This is a genomic window from Plantactinospora sp. WMMB782, from assembly GCF_049179135.1.
Classification (GTDB): Bacteria; Actinomycetota; Actinomycetes; order Mycobacteriales; family Micromonosporaceae; genus Plantactinospora.
This window is the reverse complement of record NZ_JBMHMC010000007.1, coordinates 453,259-475,276: the sequence shown is the minus strand read 5'-3', so window position 1 is coordinate 475,276 and position 22,018 is coordinate 453,259. Positions and strand designations below refer to the sequence as shown.

Here is a 22,018-nt window from a genome sequence, read left to right as displayed (position 1 = left end):
CTCGGATGGACACCGCCGACGTGCAGCGCTTCGAGGCCAACCGGGACCGGTTGGCCTCGCTCGCGTACCGTCTGCTCGGTTCGGCGGCTGACGCCGAGGATGCGGTGCAGGACACCTTCCTGCGCTGGCACGCCGCCGATCACGCGCAGATCGAGGTCCCGGAGGCATGGCTGACCAAGGTGGTTACCAACCTCGCCCTCGACCGGCTCCGGTCGGCGCAGATGCGGCGGGAACGCGCGGTCGGCGACTGGCTGCCCGAACCGCTCCTGGCCGGCGACCCGATGCTGGGGCCGGCCGACACCGTCGAGCAGCGTGAATCGGTGACCCTGGCGGTGCTGACCCTGATGGAACGCCTCGCGCCGGTCGAGCGGGCCGTCTACGTGCTGCACGAGGCTTTCTCCTACCGGCACGCCGAGATCGCCGAGATCCTCGACATCACCGAGTCCGCGAGCCAGCAGCACGCCCACCGGGCCCGCCGCCGGCTCGCCACCCGGCGTACCGGCAGCGAGGTCGACCGGGTCTCCGCCCGCCGCGTCGTCGAGGCGTTCGTCGACGCCGCCTCCTCGGGCCGGACCGACCGGCTGGTGGCGTTGCTCACCGACGACGCGACCGCCGTCTCCGACGGCGCCGGGCAGGGCGGGAAACTGCTGCGGCACGCGGCTCCCGAGCAGATCGCCGCGGCCCTGCGGGCCGGCTTCAAACCGACTCCGGCGAAGCGGCGGCTTGCCGGCGGCTCCCCGGCGATCCATGCCGGCGTGGTCAACGGCTCTCCCGCGGCGATCGCCGCGGTCGGGGACCGGGTCGTGGGCGTGGTGGTCCTGGACATCCGGGACGGCAGGGTCGCGGTGGTGCGAGGCATCGCCAGTCCGGACCGACTCGGCCGGCTCACCGAGGAGTGGCGGCGGCGCGAGCACGACGCACCCGTCATCGAATCGTGGTGACCTGCTGGTGATGCCGGGAAGCACGAACCCCGCCCGCATGGCCACACCTGTCACCTGCCGGTGCAGCAGACCCTTCCGTACCGCCTAGCGGTGGTCGATATCGCCGGAGTTGCACTGTCCCCTTGAGGGCTCGAACCTCGACTGACGCGCCGGGCCGGACCTGCCGCCGTCCCGCCGGTCACGGCGTGACCGGCGGGACGGCAGGTCTTCAGGCGGTGGATTCGATTCAGGCGGTGGATCCGGTCTTGCCCGCCGGCTCGTCGTCACCGGCCAACAGGGCGGCTTCGTCCAGCGGCTCGGGCTCGGGCAGCCCGGTGTCGCGCAGATGCCGGTTGCGCCGGGGCTCCTGCCGGGTCTTCGCGTCGTTGAGTCGACGCCGGAGGTCGTCCCGGACGTCGTGCAGCCCGGCCTTCAGATCCTCCTCCGACGAGGTGGTCACGATCTTCGGGCGACCGGCGATCCAGCACTCAAGGGTGATCTTCTGCCCCTTGGCCTCCCGGTTCTTCACCGACACCTCGAGTTCGGTCCCGTCCGCCGGGAAGGCGGCCAGCCGCGCGTCCAGCGGGGTGAACTCCTCGGCGATCCAGTTCCGGTCGCCCTGCGAGAAGCCGGCCCCGACCCGCAGGCAGTCTTCCACCGTGGCCGGGTTTCCCCGGGCGCCGCTCATCGCCGCGCCTCGCTCTGGACGCATGCGGATGCGGTGACGCGGGACGAACTTTCCGTGCCCATTTTTTACTGACCCTTTCGTTCGGCAACGCGCTTTGGTTACCAGCGGTGGAGCGATTTGTACCCGGTAGCACCGGTTCCGAAAACATCCGGTGACCGCTCCAGCGGCAACGTCGCTGCCTCGAACCCCGCAGGCGCACCGAGCTTGTTCGACACCTCGCCGAAGACAGCTTCAGCATCGTGACCAGCGTCGCTGCGCCCGCTGGCGCACTCGCCGGGGTCGTCGGCGAGCCGCTGACACCGCCGGCCCGAAGCCGGTCGGCGTTCCGCGTTCCGCGCCGGCACACCACGACGCCCACCGCAGTCGTCAGGACATCTCCGGCAGCGGGAGGACGGCCAGGGGTACGTGATGCTGCCCGGCGTGGATGTCGCGGTCGTGCAGGCTGCCCTGCGCCACGGGACGCGGGAACGAGATCTTGACGACGTTAAGCGCGGGTATCCGGAAGATGCGGACGGTTTCGGCCGGTACGCCGTAGAGGCGCGCGATCACCGACGCGTCCAGGAAGCCGGGGTCGGCCACCACGGCGTATCCGGCAGCGTCGCGCATGAACAGTTCCATCGTCACCCAGAACGGGCCGGCGTTCTTCGACCGGACCTCCAGCGCGAGATCGGCGACGGTACGGGGACTGGCGTTACCGGACATCGCTGCCCTCCGGAAGGTGGATGCGGAACAGGCTGGTGGGCGAGTCCACCTCGACGACGTGGTTCAGGACGAACTCGTACGCCGCCCCGCGCTCGGTCTCCGCCGGCGAGAACGGGAACGCCAGGCTGGGCAGATGGTCCATGTCGGGCGTGGGCAGGTGCAGCATCAGCGGATTGGCGATCTTCGCGACGGCCGTGGCCGTCTGCTGGTCCGCGGCACGGACCAGCAGCATCACCCCCACCTCGCGGGGCGGCCGGGTGTCCGGGTCGGTCGCCTCCAGTACCGCGTCGTAGCCGTAGAGGCGGATGTCGAAGGCGTAGTCGTCGGAGCTCAGTCCGAGCGTCTGGGTGACCCGGTCCACGGTGACCCGGCGGAGCAGCTGCGCCCAGGTGGTGATCTGGCCGAGGATGTGCGGGTCGCGGATCGCGGTGAACGACATGGTCTCGTAGCCGGTGATCCGGGCACCCTCCAGCTTGTTCGTGTACGGGGCCGGCTCGAACCGGGAGCCCTCCACGCGTACCCGTCGCTCGTCGAGGGCCCGGTAGGTGGCGTCGGCGACCATCAGCGTGCCGGCCGGTTCCCGCATCGAGAACGGGTCCGCGGTCTCGTAGAGCATGTGCGCCGCGACCGAGGTGGGCGTGCAGGCGACGGCCGGGTCGAGCGGCTCGATGGTGAAGCCGGTGGCGTCGATGGTGGCGAAGACCCCGCTGGAGCGCGGGTTCGTGGTGCACTGTGCGCCGCACTCGATGATCTTGGCGGCGTGCCAGGTCGGGCCGGCCGGCATGCCCGCCATCAGCGGAACGGCGGCGGCGACGGCGGTGTCGGTGGCCCGCCCGGCCAGCACCACGTCGGCCCCGCCCGCCAGCGCTTCCGCGATCGGCTCGTGTCCCATCATCGCGACGATGTGCCGGCAGCTCTCCAGCGTCGCCGGGTCGAGCGCGCCGGCCGGCGGGAGCGGATGGATCCGGCCCTGGTCGAGGTGTTGCTTGAGGTCGGTGGCCCGCTGCTCGCTGTAGATGGTGGCGACCCGCAGCTCCAGCCCCTCCTCGGCCAGGATGCCGTGGGCGATTCCGGCGACCCAGTCCACCCCGGAGTCGGTGCCGCTGGTGCCGCAGGACCCGACGATCAGCGGGATCCGCGCCTTCGCCGCGGCCCGCAGCAGCAGCCGCAGGTCGCGGGCCACGGCCGCCGCCGTGGTCTTGGCCGTGCCGGTGCCCAGATAGTACGGGCCGGAGTCGGTCGACCCGCCGTCCACGGCGATGACGTCGGCGCCGAGGGCCAGGCCACGGTCGACGATCTCGGGCGGGAATCCCGAGCCGAGCATGCCGGAGGGCACGAGAATGCGTACGGAGTCGCGGGTCACGGTTTCCTTCTTTCGCGGGTACGGGCCGGTCATGCGACGGTGCTGGCCACGGCGCGGCCTGCCTGGCGTCCGGAGAAGAGACAGCCGCCCAGGAAGGTGCCCTCCAGCGCGCGGTAGCCGTGCATGCCACCGCCGCCGAATCCGCTGACCTCGCCGGCGGCGTGGAGCCCCGGCACCGGCTGCCCGGCTCCGTCCAGCACCCGGCCGTCGAGGTCGGTGTGCAGGCCGCCCAGCGTCTTGCGGGTGAGCACGTGCAGGCGTACGGCGATCAGCGGCCCGGCCTTCCGGTCGAGGAACCGGTGCGGCGCCGCGGTACGCATCAGCCGGTCGCCCCGGTAGTTGCGGAAGTTGCGGATGGCCGCGATCTGCATGTCCTTGGTGAAGCTGTTTGTCAGTTGCCGGTCGCGTGCCTCGATCGTGTGCCGGATGTCGAGCGGGTCCAGCAGTGGCTCGGCGGTGAGCGCGTTCATGGCCTTCACCAGCTCGTCCAGCCGGTCGGCCACGACGAAGTCGGCGCCGTGCCGCTTGAACGCCTCCACCGGTGCCGGTGCGCCGGCACGGAGGCGGCCGAGGACCTGCTTGACGCTGCGGCCGGTCAGGTCCGGGTTCTGCTCCGAGCCGGAGAGCGCGAACTCCTTCTCGATGATCTTCTGGGTGAGGACGAACCAGCTGTGGTCGTGGCCGGTGCCGCGCAGGTGGGCGAGCGTGCCGAGGGTGTCGAAGCCGGGATGGAGCGGCACCGGCAGCCGGCGTCCGCGCGCGTCGAGCCAGACCGAGGACGGCCCGGGCAGGATGCGGATGCCGTGCGCGGCCCAGATCGGGTTCCAGTTCTGGATGCCCTCGACGTAGTGCCACATCCGGTCGGGATTGATCACGGCACCGCCGGCCTCCTGCGTGATGGTCAGCATCCGGCCGTCCACGTGGGCGGGCACACCACTGATCATGTGTGCGGGCGGGGTGCCGAGCCGTTCCGGCCAGTTGCGGCGGACCAGGTCGTGGTTGCCGCCGATGCCGCCGGAGGTGACGACGACGGCCTGCGCGGTGTAGGCGAAGTCCCCGATCTCCTTCCGCGAGCTGGCGGTGCCCCGGGCGGCCCCGCTCGGCTCCAGGACGTGGCCCGAGGCGCCCACCACGGCACCGCCGCTGGTGGTCAGCGCGTCGACCCGGTGCCGGAAGGCGAACCGGACGAGGCCGCGTCCGGCCGCCTCCCGCACGGTCGCGACGAAGGGTTCGAGAACGCCCGGCCCCGTACCCCAGGTGACGTGGAAGCGGGGCACCGAGTTGCCGTGCCCGGTGGCGTCGTAGCCCCCGCGCTCGGCCCAGCCGACGACGGGGAACAGCCTGATGCCGAGACGCCGCAGCCAGCCGCGCTTCTCACCGGCGGCGAAGTCGACGTACGCCTCGGCCCAACGCCGTGGCCACGCGTCCTCGGGTCGGTCGAACCCGGCGCTGCCCTGCCAGTCCTGCCAGGCGAGCTCGGCTGAGTCGCGGATGCCCATCCGGCGCTGCTCCGGCGAGTCGACCAGGAACAGCCCGCCGAACGACCAGAACGCCTGGCCGCCGAGGCTCTGCTCGGGCTCCTGGTCGAGCAGCAGGACGGACCGGCCGGCGGCGACGAGCTCGGCGGTGACCACCAGCCCGGCGAGGCCCGCGCCGATCACCAGCACGTCGGCGTCCGCTGTCCTGGTGCTCATGCCGGCTCCTCAGTGTCGGTGCGCGAGTTCAAGTCGCTGTGCGGGTTCAAGTCGCTGTGCGGGTTCGGGTCGGTGTGCGGGTTCGGGGCGGTGAGCGGGTTCGGGGCGGTGAGCGGGTGGGCGGGCCGGCCGCCCAGGGCGGCGACCAGTTCCCTCGCGCCCTCCATCCCGGCGGCCAGCCGGGCCTCGGTGGTCTGCCCGGCCATGTGCGAGTAGACAGTGATGCCGTCGACGCCGCGCAGGATGCTGTCGGCCGGCAGCGGCTCCACCTCCACGACGTCGAGTGCCGCACCGGCCAGCCGGCCGGCCCGGACGGCCTCGACCAGGGCGGTCTCGTCGACGATCGGCCCGCGCGCGGTGTTGATCAGGTGCGCGCCCGGCTTCATGAGGGCCAGCGCCGCGGCGTCGACGAGGTGGTGGGTGCACGGGGTCAGTGCGGTGTGCACCGAGACGAAATCGGAGTCGCGCAGCAACCGGTCGAGCGGAACCCGGATGACCGGCGCGGGCAGGTCGCCGGTGCAGAGCACCGTCATGCCGAAGGCGGCGGCGAGCGGCGCCACGTGCCGGGCCACCGCCCCCCGCCCGATCAGGCCGAGCGTCCTGCCGCGCAGTTCCCGGCCGTCGACGCGCGGCCAGCGGCCGGCGGCCACCCCGGCGGCCATCGGGACCAGGCACCGGGCCTGGGCGAGCAGCAACCCGATTGTGTACTCGGCCACCGCGTTGGCGTTGATCCCCGGCAGGTTGCTCACGCTGATCCCGAGCCGGCCGGCCGCCGCCACGTCGACGGAGTCGTACCCGACCCCGGTACGCACGACGGCGCGCAACTCCGTTGCCTGGCGAAGCACCTCGGCGGTCATCGGTTCGTTGGCGATCAGCGCGCCCTCGACGCCGGACAGTGCCGCGATCAGCTGCTCGGGCCGGCGTGCGCCACGCATGGGGTCGTGTCGGGTCGTGAAGCCGAGGCCGGTCAGGTAGGTGTCCACCTCGTCGCCGGGGGCGAGGTAGTCGGTGGTGACGAGGATTGTCGGCATCATTCGCTTCCGGTGCGGGTGGTCGCGCGGGCCGCCCGGTGCAGGCGCTGTAGGCGTCCGAGGCGTACGACGACGAGGACGGCGAGCATGGCGAGCGCGGCGATGTAGAGCAGCATCCCGTCCCAGCCGACGAGGTCGACGACCGCGCCGATCAGGGCCGGGCCGCCGAAGCCGCCCAGATACCAGGTGACCGCGTACAGGCCGGTGTAGGCGCCGAACACCCGGCTGGACGGTGCCAGGTTCCACAGCGCCACCGCCGCGTTGATCGTGAAGGCGGCGGCGCCGACGGAGGCCACACAGAACGCGACGACCGTACCGGTGGCGGTCTGCGCGACGCTGCCGGCCGCCAGCGCGGCGGCGAAGACGATCATGCCTGCGGCGATGGTGCGCAGCCGTCCGAAGCGCTCGGCCAGCAGCGCGGCCGGGTAGGCGGCGGCCACGTAGGCGATGCCGCTGGGCAGGGTGAGCCCGCCGGCCTCGCCGCGGCTCAGGCCCAGCGCCTCCATCCCGTACGGAGTGATCAGCGACCGGGAGGCGAACCATGCCCCGCCGAAGAGCAGGACGGTCAGCAGCAGCAGGAGCCGGCGGCGGTCCCGGTCGGTGACCAGACCGCTGACGATCTGCCGCAGCGGCGGGCCGGTCGGGGCGGGACCGGTGGCCGCGTCCTCGGCGACCGCGGCCTGGTAGCCAGTCGATCGGCTGTCGCGCACGTTGGCGAGCAGCACGACAGTGGCGGCCAGCATGATCACTGACGGGAGGACGAAGGCCGCCCTCGGATGCTCGTCCACCACGAGCAGACTGATCAGCGATGCGACGATGATGGTGAGCGCGGTAGCGATCTTCACGGCGGCGTTCGCCCGGCCGCGTCGTTCCGGAGGCAGGAAGTCCGGCACCAGCGACTCGGCCAGCGGCCGGGTGGTGTTGGCGATCAGGGCGTAACAGAACATCACCGCGACAAGCGTGACAAGCGACGTGGTCCACGGCAGCAGCACGAAGACCAGCGCGGCCAGCGGCATGCCCACCGCGAGGTACGGGATCCGCCGCCCCCACCGGGTCCGGGTGTTGTCCGACCGGTTGCCGATCCAGGGCTGGACGAAGATCCCCAGCAGGTTGTCCATCCCCATCAGCGCGCCCACCAGCGCCGTGCTCGCCAGGTGCTCGCGGAGCAGGACGGGCACCTGGTTGTCGTAGAAGTTCCACGTCGACTCCTGCGCGAACAGCGCGAGGGCGATGAAGAACGTGATCCGCCGGTCGGACACCCGCCCACCTCCTGTGTCCCCGGTCACGTTAAATTGCTGTAGCAAACTCGTCAACAGTTGCAAACAGTCTTGCTATCTCATGCGCTAGAGTGCCACCCATGACCACAGCCGGGACGCTCGCCGACCAGGCGTACCGTCAAGTTCGCACCGCGATCGCCACCGGCGAGCTTCCGCCGGGGGAGAAGGTGACCGAGCGCGGCATGGCCGAGCGGCTCGCGATCAGCCCCACACCGGTCCGGGAGGCCCTGCGCCGGTTGGAGCTCGACGGGCTGATCGAGCGGATCGGGCCGCGTACCGTCCTCGTCGCCGCCATCCGGGACGCGGCCATCGACGACCTCGCGGAGGTGGAGGTCGGTCTGCGCGGCCTGGTGGCCCGCTTCGCCGCCCGACACGCCACCGCCGACCAGCTCGACGCGCTGGACGCCATTCTCGACCGCGCCGACGACCTGCTGATCCTGCTCAAGGAGCGGGGCGCGCAGGGCCGGCCGGTCGAGCGGCACCTCACCGAGCTGTTCGACACCATGCAGCAGTTCAACGACACGGTCAGCGCCTGCGCGCACAACCCGGTGCTGGTCCGGATGCTCGAGCAGTGCCGGGTGTTCTCCCGCCCGGAGCGCCGCGAACTGCTGCTGCGACGGGTGGCCGAGGACGACACGTTCGGCCTGGAGCGGTACACCAGCCACCGCGCCCTGGTCCGCGCGCTGCGCGCGGGCGACTCCGCCACCGCGGAGCGGATCGCCATCGAGGACTCGCAGGGCGGCCTCGCGGCACTCCGGGAGGCGCCGTGACCACGCATCCTGATCGTGCCGTTAGCCCACAACCGGATCGTGCCGTGACCACGCACCGGATCGCCGTCATCCCCGGCGACGGGATCGGCCGGGAGGTCGTCCCCGCCGGCCTCGACGCGCTGCACGCCACGGCCGCCCGGTTCGGCCTGACGCTGGCGTTCGACAGCTTCGACTTCGCCAGCGCCGACTACTGGCAGCGGCACGGAACGATGCTGCCGCCCGACTGGGAGCAGACGCTGCGCGGCTACGACGCCATCTACTTCGGTGCGGTCGGCTGGCCGGCGGTCGTACCCGACCATGTCTCGCTCTGGGGCAGCCTGATCCAGATCCGGCGGGTCTTCGACCAGTACGTGAACCTGCGCCCCTGCCGGCTGATGCCCGGAGTCCGCAGCCCGCTGGCCGGCCGGGAGCCGGGCGACATCGACTTCGTCGTCGTCCGGGAGAACACCGAGGGCGAGTATTCCAGCGTGGGCGGGCGGATCTTCGAGGGCACCGACCGGGAGACCGTCCTCCAAGAGACGATCATGACGCGGGTCGGTGTCGACCGTGTCCTGCGCTTCGCCTTCGAGCAGGCGAGCCGCCGCCCGGAACGGCACCTGACGTCCGCCACCAAGAGCAACGGCATCTCCATCTCCATGCCTTACTGGGACGAGCGGGTGGCCGCGATGGCCGAACGGTTTCCCGACGTCCGCCTCGACAGGTTCCACATCGACGCGCTCGCGGCGCAGTTCGTGCTCCATCCGGAGTGGTTCGACGTGGTCGTCGGCAGCAACCTGTTCGGCGACATCCTCTCCGACCTCGGCCCGGCCTGCACCGGCACGCTCGGCATCGCCCCGAGTGCCAACATCAACCCCGAGCGGGACCACCCCAGTCTCTTCGAGCCCGTGCACGGCTCCGCCCCCGACATCGCGGGCAGGGGCATCGCCAACCCGGTCGGCCAGATCTGGTGCGGCGCCATGATGCTCGAACACCTGGGCCACCCCGAGGCCGCCGCCCACCTGCTCGGCGCGGTCGAGGACGTCCTGGCGTACGGGCCCGGACAGGCGCCCCTGACCCCCGACCTGCACGGCACCGGGACGACGGCGGAGCTGGGGCGGGCGATCGCCGAACGGGTCGACGAACGCTGACCCGGCACCGCCGCCGGGCAGCTGGCCCTACCCGCCGGCGCGGCAGCGGCGGCTCCCGCGAGCAGTCCCGGCACGCCGCTGTCCGGGCCGGTGACCACGATGGCCACCGGCTGGGCGGGCCCCTACCACTACGACGAATGCGTGAAGACCCGGCAGATCTACGCCGCCTGGGGACACACCGTCGGACCGTGCCAGGCCCTTCCGCCGGACTCCACCATGCCCGGCAACCCGCCGATCTGGTACTTCCAGTGGTGGATCTGAGCTGACAACCGAAGAGCAGGAAGGGACGCCGGCCGGCACCTCGCGGCCGGCGTTCCGCGAGCACCGACGACTCGACTGCTGGCGGTTGAGCAGCTGACCAGGGCTAGGCCGACCGGCGCAGCCGCCTACCGCCGATCAGGGAGCCGGTGGGACGGACGCGCGCAGCGCGGCGGCCAGCCACTCGAACGGGAACCGCTCCGGCGGCACGTCGTTCACCGCGGCTACCAGCGCCACGTACCGGTCGAACGGTCCCGCCGGCTCCGGCGGGGTGCGGTCCCACTCCGCCGCCATCAGCATGTGGTCGGCCGCCTGGCGGCGGAACTCGGGCGTGTCCGGCATCCCGGGGCTGTCCGGTGTCGCGAAGACGCCGGTCAGCCACCCGATCCACCGGTCGGCGATCTCCCGCGCCCGCGGCGAGTCCGGCGGCACCCGCTCCCGCGCCGCGTCCATCGCCGCCTGGCCGATCGGCGTGGCCGCCTCCAGGGTGTCCAGCATCGGCGACGAGGTCATCAGCGGCCCGGCCCCGGTGGTGCACACCTCGTACAGCTCACGGCGCACGGCCTGCCGGACCTCGGTGTCCCGGACCAGCTCGGCCAGCTCTATCCACGCCTCCAACTGCGCCGCGGTGGGATGTTCGGGCAGCTCCGGGCGGGCCGCTCGCCACCACTCGACCATCCGCTCCGGCGGCTCCCAGCCGGTGGAAACCTCGGTCCAGAACTCGTCGATCAGCCGGTCGCGATCCTCGTCCGACATGCCGACCAGCTTGTGCATCAGGGTGACCTGCTCGGCCGTGGAGTCCTGCCGCAGGATGGCCGACAGCACCGCGCGACGGCTGTGCAGCCGCGCCTCCTGCCGCGCCAGCAGGGCCAGGTGGGTGGCGGCCAGCTCGTGCAGCGTCGCCTCGCCGGCCAGCACCCGCCTGATCTCGTCCAGCCCGGCGTCGAGTTCCCGTAGCGTCCGAACCAGTTCCAGCCGGGCGATGGCAGACACGTCGTACCGGCGGTGACCGGCCGGAGTGCTGGCGGCCGGCACGACGACGCCGACGTCCGCGTAGTACCGGACGGCGCTGACGCTCAGGCCGGTCCGCCGGGCGACATCCCCGATGCCGTACAGCTCGTTCATGTCCACGACGCCCACTATGCGATCTGAAGCGGCTTGAGATACAACCCCTGCCGGTCCTCCGCCCTGCCGCCCGCGCCCGTCCGGCATGAGCCGCGGGTTTGCGGGTAGGGCACGGGGAACGAGAGAGAGGAACCCTGATGCCGAGCACCACGATGCCGATGCTGGAGACGTATCCGAAGTCGATCAACCTGGACCGCGCGAAGCTGGCGGCGGCGATCGACGCCCTCAACGACTGCGCCCAGGCCTGCACGGCGTGCGCCGACGCCTGCCTGAGCGAGGACATGGTCGCCGAGCTCACCAAGTGCATCCGGACGGACCTGGACTGCGCCGACATCTGCACCAGCACCGCCCGCGTGCTGTCCCGGCACACCGGCTACGACGCGAACATCAGCCGCACCCTGCTCGAGGCCTGCGCCACGGCCTGCAGGGCATGCGGGGACGAGTGCGCCCGGCATGCCGACAAGCACGAACACTGCCGGATCTGCGCCGACGCATGCTACGCGTGCGAGCGGGCCTGCCGGGCCCTGCTGGCCGACATCAGCTGAGAACCGCGGGCGGCGTGCCGGCGTCCTCAGCCCGGCACCGCCCGCGATGTCACCGCTGTGCCTCTCGGACGTCCCCGCCGTGCCTGTCGATGGTCGGCTGCGATGGGTCAGGCAGGGCGGTCAGCCCTCGGGCGGTGCGGGGTGGCAGGTCTGTCAGCCCTCGGCGGTACGGGGTGGCAGGTCTGTCAGGCAGTAGTCGCGGCCTGCCGGATCACGTAGCGTCGTCCGATCCGCCGCCACCCGGACGACGGATGCCCCCGCCCCGACATGTCGCTGCGTTTCGGCGTCCCGGTCCGCCCGCTCCAGGTGGAGGTGCATGCCTGCCGGTCGGCCTTCCCGTCGCTGGAGCAGCAGATTCAACGGCGTAGGCCGCTCCCGGGCGATAGCTCTGCTCCAGAACCGACCCTCCACGTCGAACAACGCGGACGGCACGTCCAGGCACATCCGGTGCCGCCTGCCTTCCGCCTCCGGCCACACGGACTCCCCACGCCACCGCACCAGGCAGAACGGCAGACCGGCAGGGGAGCGGAGGACCACCGTCCCGTCCGACTCGCGCACCACCGTCGCACCCCGGCGGACCATGTGGCCCGCTTCCGCGGCCACATCCTCGACGTGGAGGTCCAGGTGGGCGCGTGCCGGCCCGTCGGCCACGACCCGCATCCGCAGGAAGGCGTCACCGTACGGCGGGAGCAGCGTCACCCGGGACGGGGACGGGGTCCAGCCCGTCACGTCCGGCCAGAAACCATCCGCCGCAGGTGTCGGAGCGTCGAGGGACGCGGTGAGCCACCGAATCACGAATGAAAGGGTACGCGCCGGCAGCGGGGCTGGCCACGGATCCGTACCTGCGCGGGCCGTACCGGATCGGTCTGCGCCGGCACCGCGCCACCGGACGCCGGATGCGTCCCGTCGAAGGCATCGTCTCGACGCGAGCACAGTGGTGGAACCCGCTCCGGGCGTCGCAGGTTCGTCGTGGTGACGGCGACCCGGCACCGGTGTTACCGGCGGCTGACGGACGCCTGGACGGCGAGGCCGCCGCTCGGCACGCTCGTCACGAGAGTCCGGTCCGGTCCGATGGCGGTCCACGCCGTACGGCGTGGATGGGGCCCGACGCGGAGCAGGTGGCCGTCGTCGAACACGAGTCGCAGTCCGCCGGATTTGAACGCGACGGCCGACAGCACGGTCGTGCCGACCAGCACGAGACCGGCCGAGACGTCCTGGTGCTCCGGGTCGAGCCGGACCTCGTCCGGCCGGTCGGCGACGTTGACCCACCCCAGTCTCGCGACGTTGCTGATCCGCACCTCGGCCACCTCGGCAAGATCGAGCACGAACGCGGAATCGACCCTGATCCGAGTGACCGCCAGGCCCCGGAACGGGAGGATCCAGCGGTCGTCACGCTCGGTCGGTACCGGGGGTGGGGCGGTCATCCGTGCAGTGTGCCGCTCGGCAAGCTCCGCTCACACCGTATTCCCGTCACTGTCACGGGACTCGTGCCCGGGAGGCTCGTGTCCCGCCCGCTCTGCTCGATCGGCGGCGGAGCCCGGACACCTTCCCGTCAGGAGGGCGCAGGACGCTGACCAGTCGTCTCGCCCGGCCGGGGGCCGCCGGCGCGACGTCGCGCCGACGGCCCGGTCGCTCAGCGCCGCTCGGCGTGGCTCAGCCGGCGGAGGAGACGGCGCGTTCAAGCAGGGTGCGGTGCCGGATCATCCAGCCGGCGGCCCGCGCCCGCCAGGCAAGTGCCCAGAGCGGCGTCGGATCGGTCGACTCCGGCGTGATCCGGGCCCGGACCGCCTCGGCGGCACAGTCCCGGATGGCGAACCCGACCATCCGGTCGACGAAGCCGACCCGGTCCGCCGCCGACAGCTCGTAGCCGTCCAGGAACAGCCGTAGCTGCCGCGCCCGGTCGGCCGGTGCCGGCAACCCGTGGCGTTCGGCGATGTCGTCGTCGTGCAACTGGGCGTTCCACCACGCGGTGCCGACCACCTCGTCGAGCCGGTCCACCGGCCCGGCCAGGGTCCAGTCGACGAACGCCACCGGTCGGCCGGCCCGAGCCACGATGTGCCACGGCCCGGCGTCGCAGTGCCCGATCACCGAGTCGGGACCCTCCCGGTGCATCCACCACGGCTGCCACACCGCCCCCGGCGGTGGCCGGAAGGTCGCGGTGGCGGCGTGCAGGTCGCGCAGCAGGCTGCCGACCTGCCAGATCCCCTCGTCCGTCCAGGCCCGGGGGTGGACGATCTCACCCTCGACGTACGTCAGCAGCTCGTTGCCGTCGCCGTCGATGCCGGTACCGACCACCCACGGCGAGCCGGTGAACCCGACCTCCTCCAGGTGGTGCAGCAGGGCGTGCACGGTACGCGTCCAGGGCCGCGCGGCACGCCGCACGATCTGGCCGGTACGGATGACAGAACTCGGTCCGCCCTCGGCCGCGCGCAGCGGCACGAAGGATGTCACGGAATCCACAGATTCTCCTCGTTCAGCGCAAGAAGCGGTGACCGCGATATGCGGTGCGACGGAGCGCCGGAGCACCGGCGCCGAGGCTGGCGACGCGCAGGAACCGCGCGCGGCCAGCGGGACCGCTGCGAAGCGAGGAGTGGACGGCTCGTCCGGCGTCGGAGGCCGGCGTGAGCCGCTGGAGCGAGCCTGCGGAGGTCAGTCCGCCGTGCGGCCGCGCGTCGCAGCGGTGATGGCTACTGCGCCGGAAACCGTGCTTGTCATCATCGACCTCCTCGAAGAGCCGGGCGTCGCGAGGCTACGGCACCCCCGCCCGTCCCGCCACCGGTTTTCCCGCCGCTGCGGCCGGGGCCGTCCCGCCCGCCGAGGCGATGCCGTCGGGCCGGCTCAGGCCCTGGAGTTCCACGAGAAGGCGGAGGAGTCCGGGGCGAACCAACTGGCGGCGGTCGCCGGGGCCAGCGCGTGCCTGATCGTCGTCCGGGCGTGCTCGTCCAGCGGCGGCAGCCGGTCCGGGGCGAACCAGCCGACCGCCAGCGACTCCTCGTCGTTGACCCGGGCCACCCCGTCGAGCAGTCGGCACCGGAAGCCGATGTTGAGGAACTGGCAGCGATCGCCGTTGGGATAGGTGTGCGGATGCGCGAGAACGCTCGACACCCGCTCCGGCAGCACCCGTACGCCGGTCTCCTCGAAGACCTCCCGCACCAGCGCCTCGGCCGGCTGCTCGTCCGGCTCGACGAACCCGCTCACCACCGACCAGCGCCGGTCGTCGGAGCGCTGGCCCAGCAGCAACTCCCCGGCGTCGTTGCAGACCACCGCACTGACGCTCGGCAGCCAGAGCAGGTCGTGCCCGACGAGCTTGCGGATCCGTGCGACGTACTCCGGGACGGCCATGCCGAGACCCTAGCCACCGGCCGGCGAGGCCGGTGCGTCGACCGCCCCGGTCGGCGGCGCCGACGGCGTCATCCCGGGCAGCAGGCTGTCCGGGCAGGGCACCTCGACCCGGGAGAAGTCCGCCCGCTCCTGGTCGACGACCTGGCGGAAACAGATCCGCACCTCGGTCTGCCTGCGTCCGGCCATCGCCGGCCGGGACATCACCACGCGCACCCGGAACACCATCCGTACGCCGGGCGAGCGGCGCCGGTCGGTGCCGTCGACACTTATCACCTCGGCCCGACCGTCGCGCGCGGCGGCCTGCCGGAGTTCGGCGGCGGTGTCCCCGACGCCGTGCACGAGTGCGTTCCCGATCAGCGCGGCCCGGCGTACCGCTTCCTGTCGGGCGCGTTCCTCGATCGAGGGCTCGGTCGCCATACGCAGAATGGTGTGCGCGGCACTGCCGACGAGCAGCAGCAGAATGGCCGACACGACGATTGACAGAACCCGGCCTAGCCGTCCCGTCCCACCCGCTGATCGCATGCCGCCCACAACGCGGATTGTGCTCCATTCCCGGGCACGAAGTGGCAGGTCAGGGCGATGATGCGCCGATCGGGGCGTACCGGCGGAGGAAATTTTTCCGCCGTCCGTCAGGTGACTCCACGGCCGTCACGCGGGCCGCTGACAGCGGTGAATCCCTTGCCGCAGAATGCCTTTCCCCCGAACGGCGGGACTTTGCCGTTTCCTCGGTACCGGTTATCGGACGGGGTCTACAGTGGAAGTCCTTCCGCCTTTTTGCGCGAAACGGTAGCGCTTGGGCGGTTCGCCGTGCACAGTTACCCCATGAGCGACAGCGGGAGTGATGTGCGGTACTTCTGGTGCATACGCCATCACCGGGTCGAGACCAGTGCCGACGTCTGTCCGGCGAGGTACGTGCTCGGCCCGTACGTCTCGGCGGCCGACGCGGAGCAGGCGTTGCAGCGGGTGCAGCAGCGCAACGAAGCGTGGGACGCCGAGGACGCCCGCTGGGCCGGGGAGGAGCGCTAGACCGGCGCGGCGACAGCCCGCGTCGACACACTCCGTGGTGCTCCGCGAGGAGACCCCCGAGAGCATGTCCCGCAAGGAGGAACACGAGATGGCCGAAGCAACCAGGGCCACCCGCACGGTAGCGAGAAGTGCTGCCGGCAAGAAGACCGCGGCGCGCAGCCGGACCGTGGGTGCCAGCAAGGGCACCTCGGCCCGGAAGGCCGCCAGTTCGTCGGTGGCCAAGAAGGCACCCGCGAAGAAGGCCCCGGCCAAGCGCGCGACGGCGGCGAAGAAGGCGCCGGCGAAGAAGGCGCCGGCCAAGCGGGCGCCGGCGAAGAAGGCCACCGCGAAGAAGACGACCACGCGGGCGACGACCGGCCGCGCCGGCACGGCGAAGCAGACCGGCACGGCGAAGCGGACCAGCCCGGCGGGTAAGAAGACCACGGCGGCGTCGAAGCGCACCACCACCGGCAAGAAGGCCACCGCGGCGGTGCGCAAGACGGCTTCGGCGGCGAAGCGGACCACCTCGGCGGCGGCCAAGAAGGTCACCGGCCGCAAGGCGCCCGCGAAGAAGGCCCCGGCCAAGCGCACGACGGCCGCGCAGAAGGCGCCGGCCAAGCGGACGACCGCGAAGAAGGCCCCGGCCAAGCGGGCGCCGGCGAAGCGGACGACCGCGGCGACGAAGCGGAGCGGTACGGCGGCGAAGAAGGTCACCGCCCGAAAGGCGCCCGGCAGGCAGGCCGCGGCGCGGAAGGCTCCGGCGAAGGCGCCGGCGCGAAAGGCCACCAGGTCGACCGCGCGGAAGACGATGGGTTGAGCTTCCACCGGAACGCCCCGGGGGGCGTTCCGGTGCGGTGACGATCCGGGTACGCCACCCCGCCCGGCCCGCCACCGCAGGTACGACGGACGATCTGCGAGGATTCCGGCATGGCATACGACGCGAGCGTGCTGCCGGACGTCACCGGCCTGACCGTCGGCATCGTCGGCGGCACCGGCGACCAGGGACGGGGACTGGCCTACCGGCTGGCCCGCGCGGGTCAGCCGGTGCTGCTCGGCTCCCGGTCGGCGGATCGGGCGGAACGGGTGGCGGAGGAACTACGCAACCTGCCCGGGATGCCGGCCGACGCGAGGATCTCCGGCGGCGACAACGCCGACGTGGCGGGCCGGTCGGACGTGGTCGTCATCGCGGTCCCCTGGGACGGGCACCGGGACACCGTCGCCGGACTGCGCGAGCCGCTGGCCGGCAAGGTGGTCGTCGACTGCGTCAATCCGCTCGGCTTCGACAGGCAGGGGCCGTACCCGTTGCCGGTCGAGGAGGGCAGCGCCGTGCAGCAGGCGGCGGCGCTGTTGCCGGAGTCCCGGGTCTGCGCGGCCTTCAACCACGTCAGCGCGCCGCTGCTGGCCGACCCGGAGGTCGACCGGATCGACCTCGACGTGCTGATCTGCACCGAGGACCGCGAGCTGGTCGGGCTGGTCGGCGCACTCGCCGCGCGGATTCCGGGCATGCGTGGCATCTACGCCGGGCGGCTGCGCAACGCGCACCAGATAGAGGCGTTCACGGCCAACCTGATCGCGATCAACAAGCGCTACAAGGCGCACGCGGGAGTCCGCGTCACCGACGTCTGACCCGCCGGCAACGCCGCACCCGGGTGCAAGGAAGTGCCCCCGCACAGCGTTTTGTTGTAGCGGGGGCCCTTCCTAACACCCGGTCAGAAGGTGTGTTCGGCGGTGGGGAAGTCGCCGCCGCGGACCTCGGCGGCGAACTGCCGGGTCGCCTCGGTGAGCGTGCCGGACAGGTCGGCGTACCGCTTCACGAACCGGGGCATCCGGCCGGACCGCAGCCCGGCCATGTCCTGCCAGACCAGCACCTGCGCGTCGGTGTCCGGCCCGGCCCCGATCCCGACGGTGGGGATCGGCAGCTCGTGCGTGATCCGCTTGGCCACCTCGCCCGGCACCATCTCCAGGACGACCGAGAAGGCGCCGGCCTCGGCGACCGCCAGCGCGTCCGCCACCACCTCGTCGGCGGCGTCACCCCGGCCCTGCACCCGGTAGCCGCCGATGGTGTGCTCCCGCTGCGGGGTGAAACCGACGTGCGCCATCACCGGGATGCCGGCGCCGCTTATCGCCCGGACCTGCTCCGCGACCTGCCGGCCGCCCTCCAGCTTCACCGCGTGGCAGCCGCCCTCCTTCATGAACCGTACGGCGGTGCGCAGTGCCTGGGTCGGCCCCTCCTCGTACGAGCCGAAGGGCAGGTCGCCGACGACCAGGGGATAGCTGGTGGCGCGTACCACCGCGCGGACCAGCGGGAGCAGGTCGTCGACGGTCACCGGCACCGTCGTCTCGTGCCCGAAGACGTTGTTCGCCGCCGAGTCGCCGACCAGCAGTACCGGAATTCCGGCCTGCTCGAAGATCGCGGCAGTGTACTGGTCGTACGAGGTGAGCATCGGCCACCGCTCGCCGCGCTCCTTGGCGGCGACCAGGTCACGGGCGCGTACCCGCCGGGTCGCCGGACCGCCGTACAGCGTCGCCACCTCGGCCGGGGCGGACGCCATCTGCTGCTCGGACATCGTCGTCTCCTCTCGCCTCGAGGCCGCGTTCGCGGTCCCCGGGTCCTGCGCCGATCGTCCCACCGCCCGGGGCGGCCACGGCAGGGAAGAGTGCAGGTTTTCACACCGGGGGAGGAGACTCCGGGCCGCTCAGGGACGCTCGCGCCACCGGTTGGTGATCGGCAGCCGGCGGTCCCGGCCGAACGCCTTGATCGAGATCTTCGAGCCGGGCGCGGACTGCCGGCGCTTGTACTCGGCGATGTCCACCATCCGGAGCACCTTGTCCACCACCTCCGGGTCGTGCCCGGCCGCCACCAGGTCGTCCCGGCCCTGGTCGCCGTCGACGTAGCCGACCAGGATCGCGTCCAGCACCGAGTAGTCCGGCAGGGTGTCGCTGTCGAGCTGGCCGGGGCTCAGCTCGGCGCTCGGCGGCTTGCGGATCGAGTTCTCCGGGATCGGCGGCGTCTCACCGCGGCGTACCGCCTCCGCGTTGCGCCAGTTCGCCAGTTTCCAGACCAGGCTCTTCCAGACGTCCTTGAGCGGGTTGAAGCCGCCGACCGAGTCGCCGTAGAGGGTGGAGTAGCCGACCGCGAGTTCACTCTTGTTGCCGGTGGTGAGGACGAGGTGGCCCTCCTGGTTCGACAGCGCCATCAGCAGCACGCCGCGTACCCGGGCCTGGAGGTTCTCCACCGACATCCCGGACAGCGACAGGTTGGCCAGGAAGCCGTCGACCATCGGCTGGATCGGCTCGACCCGGTATTCCAGGCCGGTCCGCTTGGCGAGTTCGGCGGCGTCGTCCCGGGAGTGTTCGGACGAGTGCTGGCTCGGCATCGAGACCCCGACCACCCGTTCCGGGCCGAGCGCGTCCACCGCGATCGCGGCGACCAGCGACGAGTCGATCCCGCCGGAGAGGCCGAGCACCACCGAGCGGAAGCCGTTCTTGTCGACGTAGTCGCGCAGCCCGAGGACGAGGGCCTGCCACACCTCGCCCTCGTCGACCACCGGCTCGGTGATCCCGCCGGTGGCCGGGGGGCCGGCCGGGGCGGGTAGGGCGTCGCCGATCCGGACCCGGGTGACGGCCATCCGCTCCGGAGCGCCGGCCGGCTCCGCCCGGGTCGGCTCGGTGCCGGTGGGCGTTTCGATGCGGCCCTCGGACAGGTCGGCCCGCCCCTCGGAGGGCTCGGTGCGGGCCTCGGGCAGGTCGAGGTCGTGCAGCAGCAGGTGGTCGACGAACTGCGGGGCGCGGGCCAGCAGCGTGCCGTCGGCGGCCACGATCATCGAGTCGCCGTCGAAGACCAGCTCGTCCTGGCCGCCGACCATGTTCACGTACGCCACCGTCGCGCCGGCCTCGGCGGCCCGGCGGCGGACCAGCGGCAGGCGTACGTCGTCCTTGTTCAGCTCGTACGGCGAGCCGTTGACGTTGACGACCAGTCCGACCCCGGCGCGGCGGGCGACGGTGAACGGACCGCCGGCCTGCCACAGGTCCTCGCAGATGGTCAGCGCGACGTCGACACCGCCGACCCGGAGCACCGTGAGCGTGTCACCGGGGACGAAGTAGCGGTCCTCGTCGAAGACCCCGTAGTTCGGCAGGTGGTGCTTGAAGTAGCGGGCCACCACCCGCCCGCCGTGCAGCACGCCGAGTGCGTTGCGCGGCCCCCGCGCCGGGGTGGCCTCGGCGTTGGCGCTGGCCGGACCGTCGGCGTCGAGGTAGCCGACAAGCACCGGCAGTCCGCCGAGCCCGTCCGCGGCGAGGTCGGCGGCGAGCCGGTCGAGGGCGGCCCGGGAGGCGGCGACGAAGGAGTCCCGGAAGACCAGGTCCTCGACCGGATAGCCGGTGAGCATCATCTCCGGGAAGGCGACCAGCTGCGCGCCGGCTCCGGCGGCTGTCCGGGACCGGTCCCGGATCAGGGCCGCGTTGCCGGCGATGTCGCCGACGGTGGGGTTGACCTGGGCCAGGGCGATGCGCAAACTCGGCATGACTCCATCTTGCCGCAGCCGGCCGGAGCCGGCTCGGCGCGACGGGCGGCCCCGGCCGTGGCGCCGCTCACCTCCCGCTCACCCTGCCGGGAGTCGGTCGTCGGGCTATCTTTGGGACGAACGCCCGACGAGTACGCAGGCCGGGCCACCCCGCGCATCGGTCCCGGTCTAGTTCACGTAACGTCTGCGTAACGGAACCGGTGAAGACTGGACCGCTAGGCCGTGCCCAGGCTGGGCCGGTCCGGACAGAGTGTGCGAGGGGTTGAGGTGGACCGTCAGCAGGAGTTCGTGCTCCGCACGCTGGAAGAGCGTGACATCCGTTTCGTCCGGTTGTGGTTCACCGACGTACTCGGCACGCTGAAGAGCGTCTCGGTGGCTCCCGCCGAGTTGGAGGCCGCCTTCGACGAGGGGATCGGCTTCGACGGTTCCGCCATCGAGGGCTTCGCCCGGGTCTTCGAGTCGGACATGGTGGCGATGCCCGACCCCACCACCTTCCAGGTCTTCCCGTTCGAGGGCGGGGTCTCCGGCGAGAGCGCCCGGATGTTCTGCGACATCCTGCTCCCCGACGGCAGCCCGTCCTGGGCCGACCCCCGGCACGTGCTGCGCCGGGCGCTGTCCCGGGCCGCCGAGAAGGGCTTCACCTTCTACACCCACCCCGAGATCGAGTTCTTCCTGCTGGAGAACGGCCCCAACGACGGCTCGCTGCCGGTGCCGGTCGACTCCGGCGGCTACTTCGAGCACACCACCCACGCCGTCGCCCGGGACTTCCGCCGGCAGGCGGTGCTGGCGCTGGAGCGGATCGGCATCTCGGTCGAGTTCAGCCACCACGAGGTAGCGCCCGGCCAGCAGGAGATCGACCTGCGCTACGCCGACGCGCTGACCACCGCCGACAACATCATGACCTTCCGGCACATGGTCAAGGAGGTGGCGCTCTCCACCGGGGTACGCGCCAGCTTCATGCCCAAGCCCTTCACCGACCAGCCGGGCAGCGGGATGCACACCCACCTCTCCCTCTTCGAGGGGGAGCGCAACGCCTTCCACGACGCCAGCGACCCGATGAAGCTCTCCAAGGTCGGCCGCGCCTTCATCGCCGGGCTGCTGGTGCACGCCCGGGAGTACACCGCGGTCACCAACCAGTGGGTCAACTCCTACAAGCGGCTCTTCCCGCAGGCGCTGCCGGACCGGATCACCGAGTCACCGGCGTACGTCTGCTGGGGGCACCTGAACCGCTCCGCGCTGGTCCGCGTCCCCGCGTACGGCAAGCCGAACTCGGCCCGGGTCGAGGTGCGCTCGCCCGACTCGGCGACAAACCCCTACCTGGCGTTCGCGGTGCTGCTCGGCGCCGGCCTCAAGGGCATCGAGGAGGGCTACGAGCTGCCGCCGGGAGCCGAGGACGACGTCTGGTCGCTGTCCAACGCCGAACGCAAGGCGATGGGGTACGAGTCGCTGCCGGAGAACCTCGCCGAGGCGATCGACGTGATGGCCGGCTCCGAACTGGTGGCGGAGGTGCTCGGCGAGCACGTCTTCGACTTCTTCCTGCGCAACAAGCGCGCCGAGTGGGAGCAGTACCGCCGCGAGGTCACCCCGTACGAGCGGCAGCGCTACCTGGGACTGCTCTAGACGCCGGCCGTCCGCGCCGGTACGGGTC

The 22,018-nt window shown here is 72.0% G+C and carries 23 protein-coding genes; 9 read left to right on the top strand and 14 right to left on the bottom strand.

The window, feature by feature from the left end:
- The first annotated feature begins 5 nt into the window (after window positions 1-5).
- A complete protein-coding gene (locus ACN28A_RS03995; protein WP_421392427.1) occupies window positions 6-941 on the top strand; it encodes a sigma-70 family RNA polymerase sigma factor in 936 nt (311 codons plus the stop codon).
- Between the two features lie 226 nt (window positions 942-1,167).
- Here the strand turns inward: ACN28A_RS03995 and ACN28A_RS03990 are convergent, their stop codons facing one another.
- The 6 genes from ACN28A_RS03990 to ACN28A_RS03965 all read right to left on the bottom strand — a co-directional run bounded on the left by ACN28A_RS03990 (window position 1,168) and on the right by ACN28A_RS03965 (window position 7,657).
- Window positions 1,168-1,608 carry an HPF/RaiA family ribosome-associated protein gene (locus tag ACN28A_RS03990; RefSeq protein WP_421404130.1) on the bottom strand — a complete coding sequence of 147 codons (441 nt, stop codon included), beginning with the start codon at window positions 1,606-1,608 and terminating at the stop codon, window positions 1,168-1,170.
- A 366-nt stretch (window positions 1,609-1,974) separates the two neighbouring features.
- Window positions 1,975-2,310 carry a DUF4387 domain-containing protein gene (locus tag ACN28A_RS03985; RefSeq protein ID WP_421392425.1) on the bottom strand — a complete coding sequence of 112 codons (336 nt, stop codon included), beginning with the start codon at window positions 2,308-2,310 and terminating at the stop codon, window positions 1,975-1,977.
- Window positions 2,300-3,673 carry an acyclic terpene utilization AtuA family protein gene (locus ACN28A_RS03980; RefSeq protein WP_421392422.1) on the bottom strand — a complete coding sequence of 458 codons (1,374 nt, stop codon included), beginning with the start codon at window positions 3,671-3,673 and terminating at the stop codon, window positions 2,300-2,302. Before ACN28A_RS03980 ends, ACN28A_RS03985 begins: the two co-directional genes overlap by 11 nt.
- 29 nt (window positions 3,674-3,702) lie before the next feature.
- Window positions 3,703-5,367: an FAD-binding dehydrogenase gene (locus tag ACN28A_RS03975; protein WP_421392420.1), complete on the bottom strand. Its 1,665-nt coding sequence runs from the start codon at window positions 5,365-5,367 to the stop codon at window positions 3,703-3,705.
- The gene (locus ACN28A_RS03970) at window positions 5,364-6,401 is read right to left on the bottom strand and encodes a phosphoglycerate dehydrogenase (RefSeq protein ID WP_421392418.1); all 1,038 of its coding nucleotides are present in this window, start codon (window positions 6,399-6,401) and stop codon (window positions 5,364-5,366) included. Before ACN28A_RS03970 ends, ACN28A_RS03975 begins: the two co-directional genes overlap by 4 nt.
- On the bottom strand, window positions 6,398-7,657 hold the full coding sequence (locus tag ACN28A_RS03965; protein ID WP_421392416.1) for an MFS transporter: 1,260 nt from the start codon (window positions 7,655-7,657) through the stop codon (window positions 6,398-6,400). The genes ACN28A_RS03970 and ACN28A_RS03965 overlap by 4 nt, the downstream gene beginning before the upstream one ends.
- A 98-nt stretch (window positions 7,658-7,755) precedes the next feature.
- Here ACN28A_RS03965 and ACN28A_RS03960 point away from each other — a divergent pair, with 98 nt between their 5' ends.
- The 3 genes from ACN28A_RS03960 (at window position 7,756) to ACN28A_RS03950 (ending at window position 9,833) form a co-directional block, all read left to right on the top strand.
- Window positions 7,756-8,445: a GntR family transcriptional regulator gene (locus tag ACN28A_RS03960; RefSeq protein WP_421392413.1), complete on the top strand. Its 690-nt coding sequence runs from the start codon at window positions 7,756-7,758 to the stop codon at window positions 8,443-8,445.
- Between the two features lie 44 nt (window positions 8,446-8,489).
- Complete coding sequence (locus ACN28A_RS03955) at window positions 8,490-9,572, top strand: tartrate dehydrogenase (RefSeq protein WP_421392411.1); 1,083 nt, start codon at window positions 8,490-8,492, stop codon at window positions 9,570-9,572.
- A 99-nt stretch (window positions 9,573-9,671) separates the two neighbouring features.
- Window positions 9,672-9,833 carry a hypothetical protein gene (locus ACN28A_RS03950; RefSeq protein WP_421392408.1) on the top strand — a complete coding sequence of 54 codons (162 nt, stop codon included), beginning with the start codon at window positions 9,672-9,674 and terminating at the stop codon, window positions 9,831-9,833.
- A gap of 135 nt (window positions 9,834-9,968) precedes the next feature.
- Here ACN28A_RS03950 and ACN28A_RS03945 read toward each other — a convergent pair whose 3' ends face one another.
- Window positions 9,969-10,961 carry a MerR family transcriptional regulator gene (locus ACN28A_RS03945; RefSeq protein WP_421392407.1) on the bottom strand — a complete coding sequence of 331 codons (993 nt, stop codon included), beginning with the start codon at window positions 10,959-10,961 and terminating at the stop codon, window positions 9,969-9,971.
- Window positions 10,962-11,092: 131 nt separating this feature from the next.
- On the opposite strand from ACN28A_RS03945, the gene ACN28A_RS03940 reads away from it, so the two are divergent.
- A complete protein-coding gene (locus tag ACN28A_RS03940; RefSeq protein WP_421392405.1) occupies window positions 11,093-11,500 on the top strand; it encodes a four-helix bundle copper-binding protein in 408 nt (135 codons plus the stop codon).
- Between the two features lie 153 nt (window positions 11,501-11,653).
- Here the strand turns inward: ACN28A_RS03940 and ACN28A_RS03935 are convergent, their stop codons facing one another.
- The 5 genes from ACN28A_RS03935 to ACN28A_RS03915 form a co-directional block, all read right to left on the bottom strand.
- Window positions 11,654-12,295, bottom strand: a complete 642-nt coding sequence (locus ACN28A_RS03935; protein ID WP_421392403.1) for a VOC family protein — start codon at window positions 12,293-12,295, stop codon at window positions 11,654-11,656.
- Window positions 12,296-12,495: 200 nt separating this feature from the next.
- On the bottom strand, window positions 12,496-12,924 hold the full coding sequence (locus tag ACN28A_RS03930; RefSeq protein ID WP_421392400.1) for a DUF6188 family protein: 429 nt from the start codon (window positions 12,922-12,924) through the stop codon (window positions 12,496-12,498).
- A gap of 229 nt (window positions 12,925-13,153) precedes the next feature.
- Window positions 13,154-13,960, bottom strand: a complete 807-nt coding sequence (locus tag ACN28A_RS03925; protein ID WP_421392398.1) for an aminoglycoside phosphotransferase family protein — start codon at window positions 13,958-13,960, stop codon at window positions 13,154-13,156.
- A 378-nt stretch (window positions 13,961-14,338) separates the two neighbouring features.
- Entirely contained in the window at window positions 14,339-14,842 is a 504-nt protein-coding gene (locus tag ACN28A_RS03920) for an NUDIX hydrolase (RefSeq protein WP_421392396.1), read from the bottom strand.
- A gap of 9 nt (window positions 14,843-14,851) precedes the next feature.
- Window positions 14,852-15,313: a hypothetical protein gene (locus ACN28A_RS03915; RefSeq protein WP_421392394.1), complete on the bottom strand. Its 462-nt coding sequence runs from the start codon at window positions 15,311-15,313 to the stop codon at window positions 14,852-14,854.
- Window positions 15,314-15,664: 351 nt separating this feature from the next.
- Here ACN28A_RS03915 and ACN28A_RS03910 point away from each other — a divergent pair, with 351 nt between their 5' ends.
- The 3 genes from ACN28A_RS03910 to npdG all read left to right on the top strand — a co-directional run bounded on the left by ACN28A_RS03910 (window position 15,665) and on the right by npdG (window position 17,473).
- A complete protein-coding gene (locus tag ACN28A_RS03910) occupies window positions 15,665-15,868 on the top strand; it encodes a hypothetical protein (RefSeq protein WP_278063365.1) in 204 nt (67 codons plus the stop codon).
- Between the two features lie 37 nt (window positions 15,869-15,905).
- Complete coding sequence (locus ACN28A_RS03905; RefSeq protein WP_421392392.1) at window positions 15,906-16,664, top strand: histone; 759 nt, start codon at window positions 15,906-15,908, stop codon at window positions 16,662-16,664.
- A 110-nt stretch (window positions 16,665-16,774) separates the two neighbouring features.
- Entirely contained in the window at window positions 16,775-17,473 is a 699-nt protein-coding gene (npdG, locus tag ACN28A_RS03900; protein WP_421392390.1) for an NADPH-dependent F420 reductase, read from the top strand.
- An 83-nt stretch (window positions 17,474-17,556) separates the two neighbouring features.
- Here npdG and panB read toward each other — a convergent pair whose 3' ends face one another.
- Together panB and ACN28A_RS03890 are read right to left on the bottom strand one after the other, a co-directional pair.
- The gene (panB, locus tag ACN28A_RS03895; protein ID WP_421392389.1) at window positions 17,557-18,414 is read right to left on the bottom strand and encodes a 3-methyl-2-oxobutanoate hydroxymethyltransferase; all 858 of its coding nucleotides are present in this window, start codon (window positions 18,412-18,414) and stop codon (window positions 17,557-17,559) included.
- A gap of 129 nt (window positions 18,415-18,543) precedes the next feature.
- Window positions 18,544-20,370: an NAD+ synthase gene (locus ACN28A_RS03890; RefSeq protein ID WP_421392387.1), complete on the bottom strand. Its 1,827-nt coding sequence runs from the start codon at window positions 20,368-20,370 to the stop codon at window positions 18,544-18,546.
- A gap of 267 nt (window positions 20,371-20,637) precedes the next feature.
- On the opposite strand from ACN28A_RS03890, the gene glnA reads away from it, so the two are divergent.
- Window positions 20,638-21,990, top strand: a complete 1,353-nt coding sequence (gene glnA / locus ACN28A_RS03885; protein WP_421392384.1) for a type I glutamate--ammonia ligase — start codon at window positions 20,638-20,640, stop codon at window positions 21,988-21,990.
- The last annotated feature ends 28 nt before the right edge of the window (window positions 21,991-22,018 follow it).

Excerpts from the sequence above, each read along its gene's own strand:
- ACN28A_RS03995 (WP_421392427.1), top strand. The coding sequence starts at position 6 with ATGGACACCGCCGACGTGCAGCGCTTCGAGGCCAACCGGGACCGGTTG.
- ACN28A_RS03990 (WP_421404130.1), bottom strand. The coding sequence starts at position 1,608 with ATGAGCGGCGCCCGGGGAAACCCGGCCACGGTGGAAGACTGCCTGCGG.
- ACN28A_RS03985 (WP_421392425.1), bottom strand. The coding sequence starts at position 2,310 with ATGTCCGGTAACGCCAGTCCCCGTACCGTCGCCGATCTCGCGCTGGAG.
- ACN28A_RS03975 (WP_421392420.1), bottom strand. The coding sequence starts at position 5,367 with ATGAGCACCAGGACAGCGGACGCCGACGTGCTGGTGATCGGCGCGGGC.
- ACN28A_RS03970 (WP_421392418.1), bottom strand. The coding sequence starts at position 6,401 with ATGATGCCGACAATCCTCGTCACCACCGACTACCTCGCCCCCGGCGAC.
- ACN28A_RS03960 (WP_421392413.1), top strand. The coding sequence starts at position 7,756 with ATGACCACAGCCGGGACGCTCGCCGACCAGGCGTACCGTCAAGTTCGC.
- ACN28A_RS03950 (WP_421392408.1), top strand. The coding sequence starts at position 9,672 with ATGGCCACCGGCTGGGCGGGCCCCTACCACTACGACGAATGCGTGAAG.
- ACN28A_RS03940 (WP_421392405.1), top strand. The coding sequence starts at position 11,093 with ATGCCGAGCACCACGATGCCGATGCTGGAGACGTATCCGAAGTCGATC.
- ACN28A_RS03930 (WP_421392400.1), bottom strand. The coding sequence starts at position 12,924 with ATGACCGCCCCACCCCCGGTACCGACCGAGCGTGACGACCGCTGGATC.
- ACN28A_RS03920 (WP_421392396.1), bottom strand. The coding sequence starts at position 14,842 with ATGGCCGTCCCGGAGTACGTCGCACGGATCCGCAAGCTCGTCGGGCAC.
- ACN28A_RS03910 (WP_278063365.1), top strand. The coding sequence starts at position 15,665 with ATGAGCGACAGCGGGAGTGATGTGCGGTACTTCTGGTGCATACGCCAT.
- npdG (WP_421392390.1), top strand. The coding sequence starts at position 16,775 with ATGGCATACGACGCGAGCGTGCTGCCGGACGTCACCGGCCTGACCGTC.
- panB (WP_421392389.1), bottom strand. The coding sequence starts at position 18,414 with ATGTCCGAGCAGCAGATGGCGTCCGCCCCGGCCGAGGTGGCGACGCTG.
- ACN28A_RS03890 (WP_421392387.1), bottom strand. The coding sequence starts at position 20,370 with ATGCCGAGTTTGCGCATCGCCCTGGCCCAGGTCAACCCCACCGTCGGC.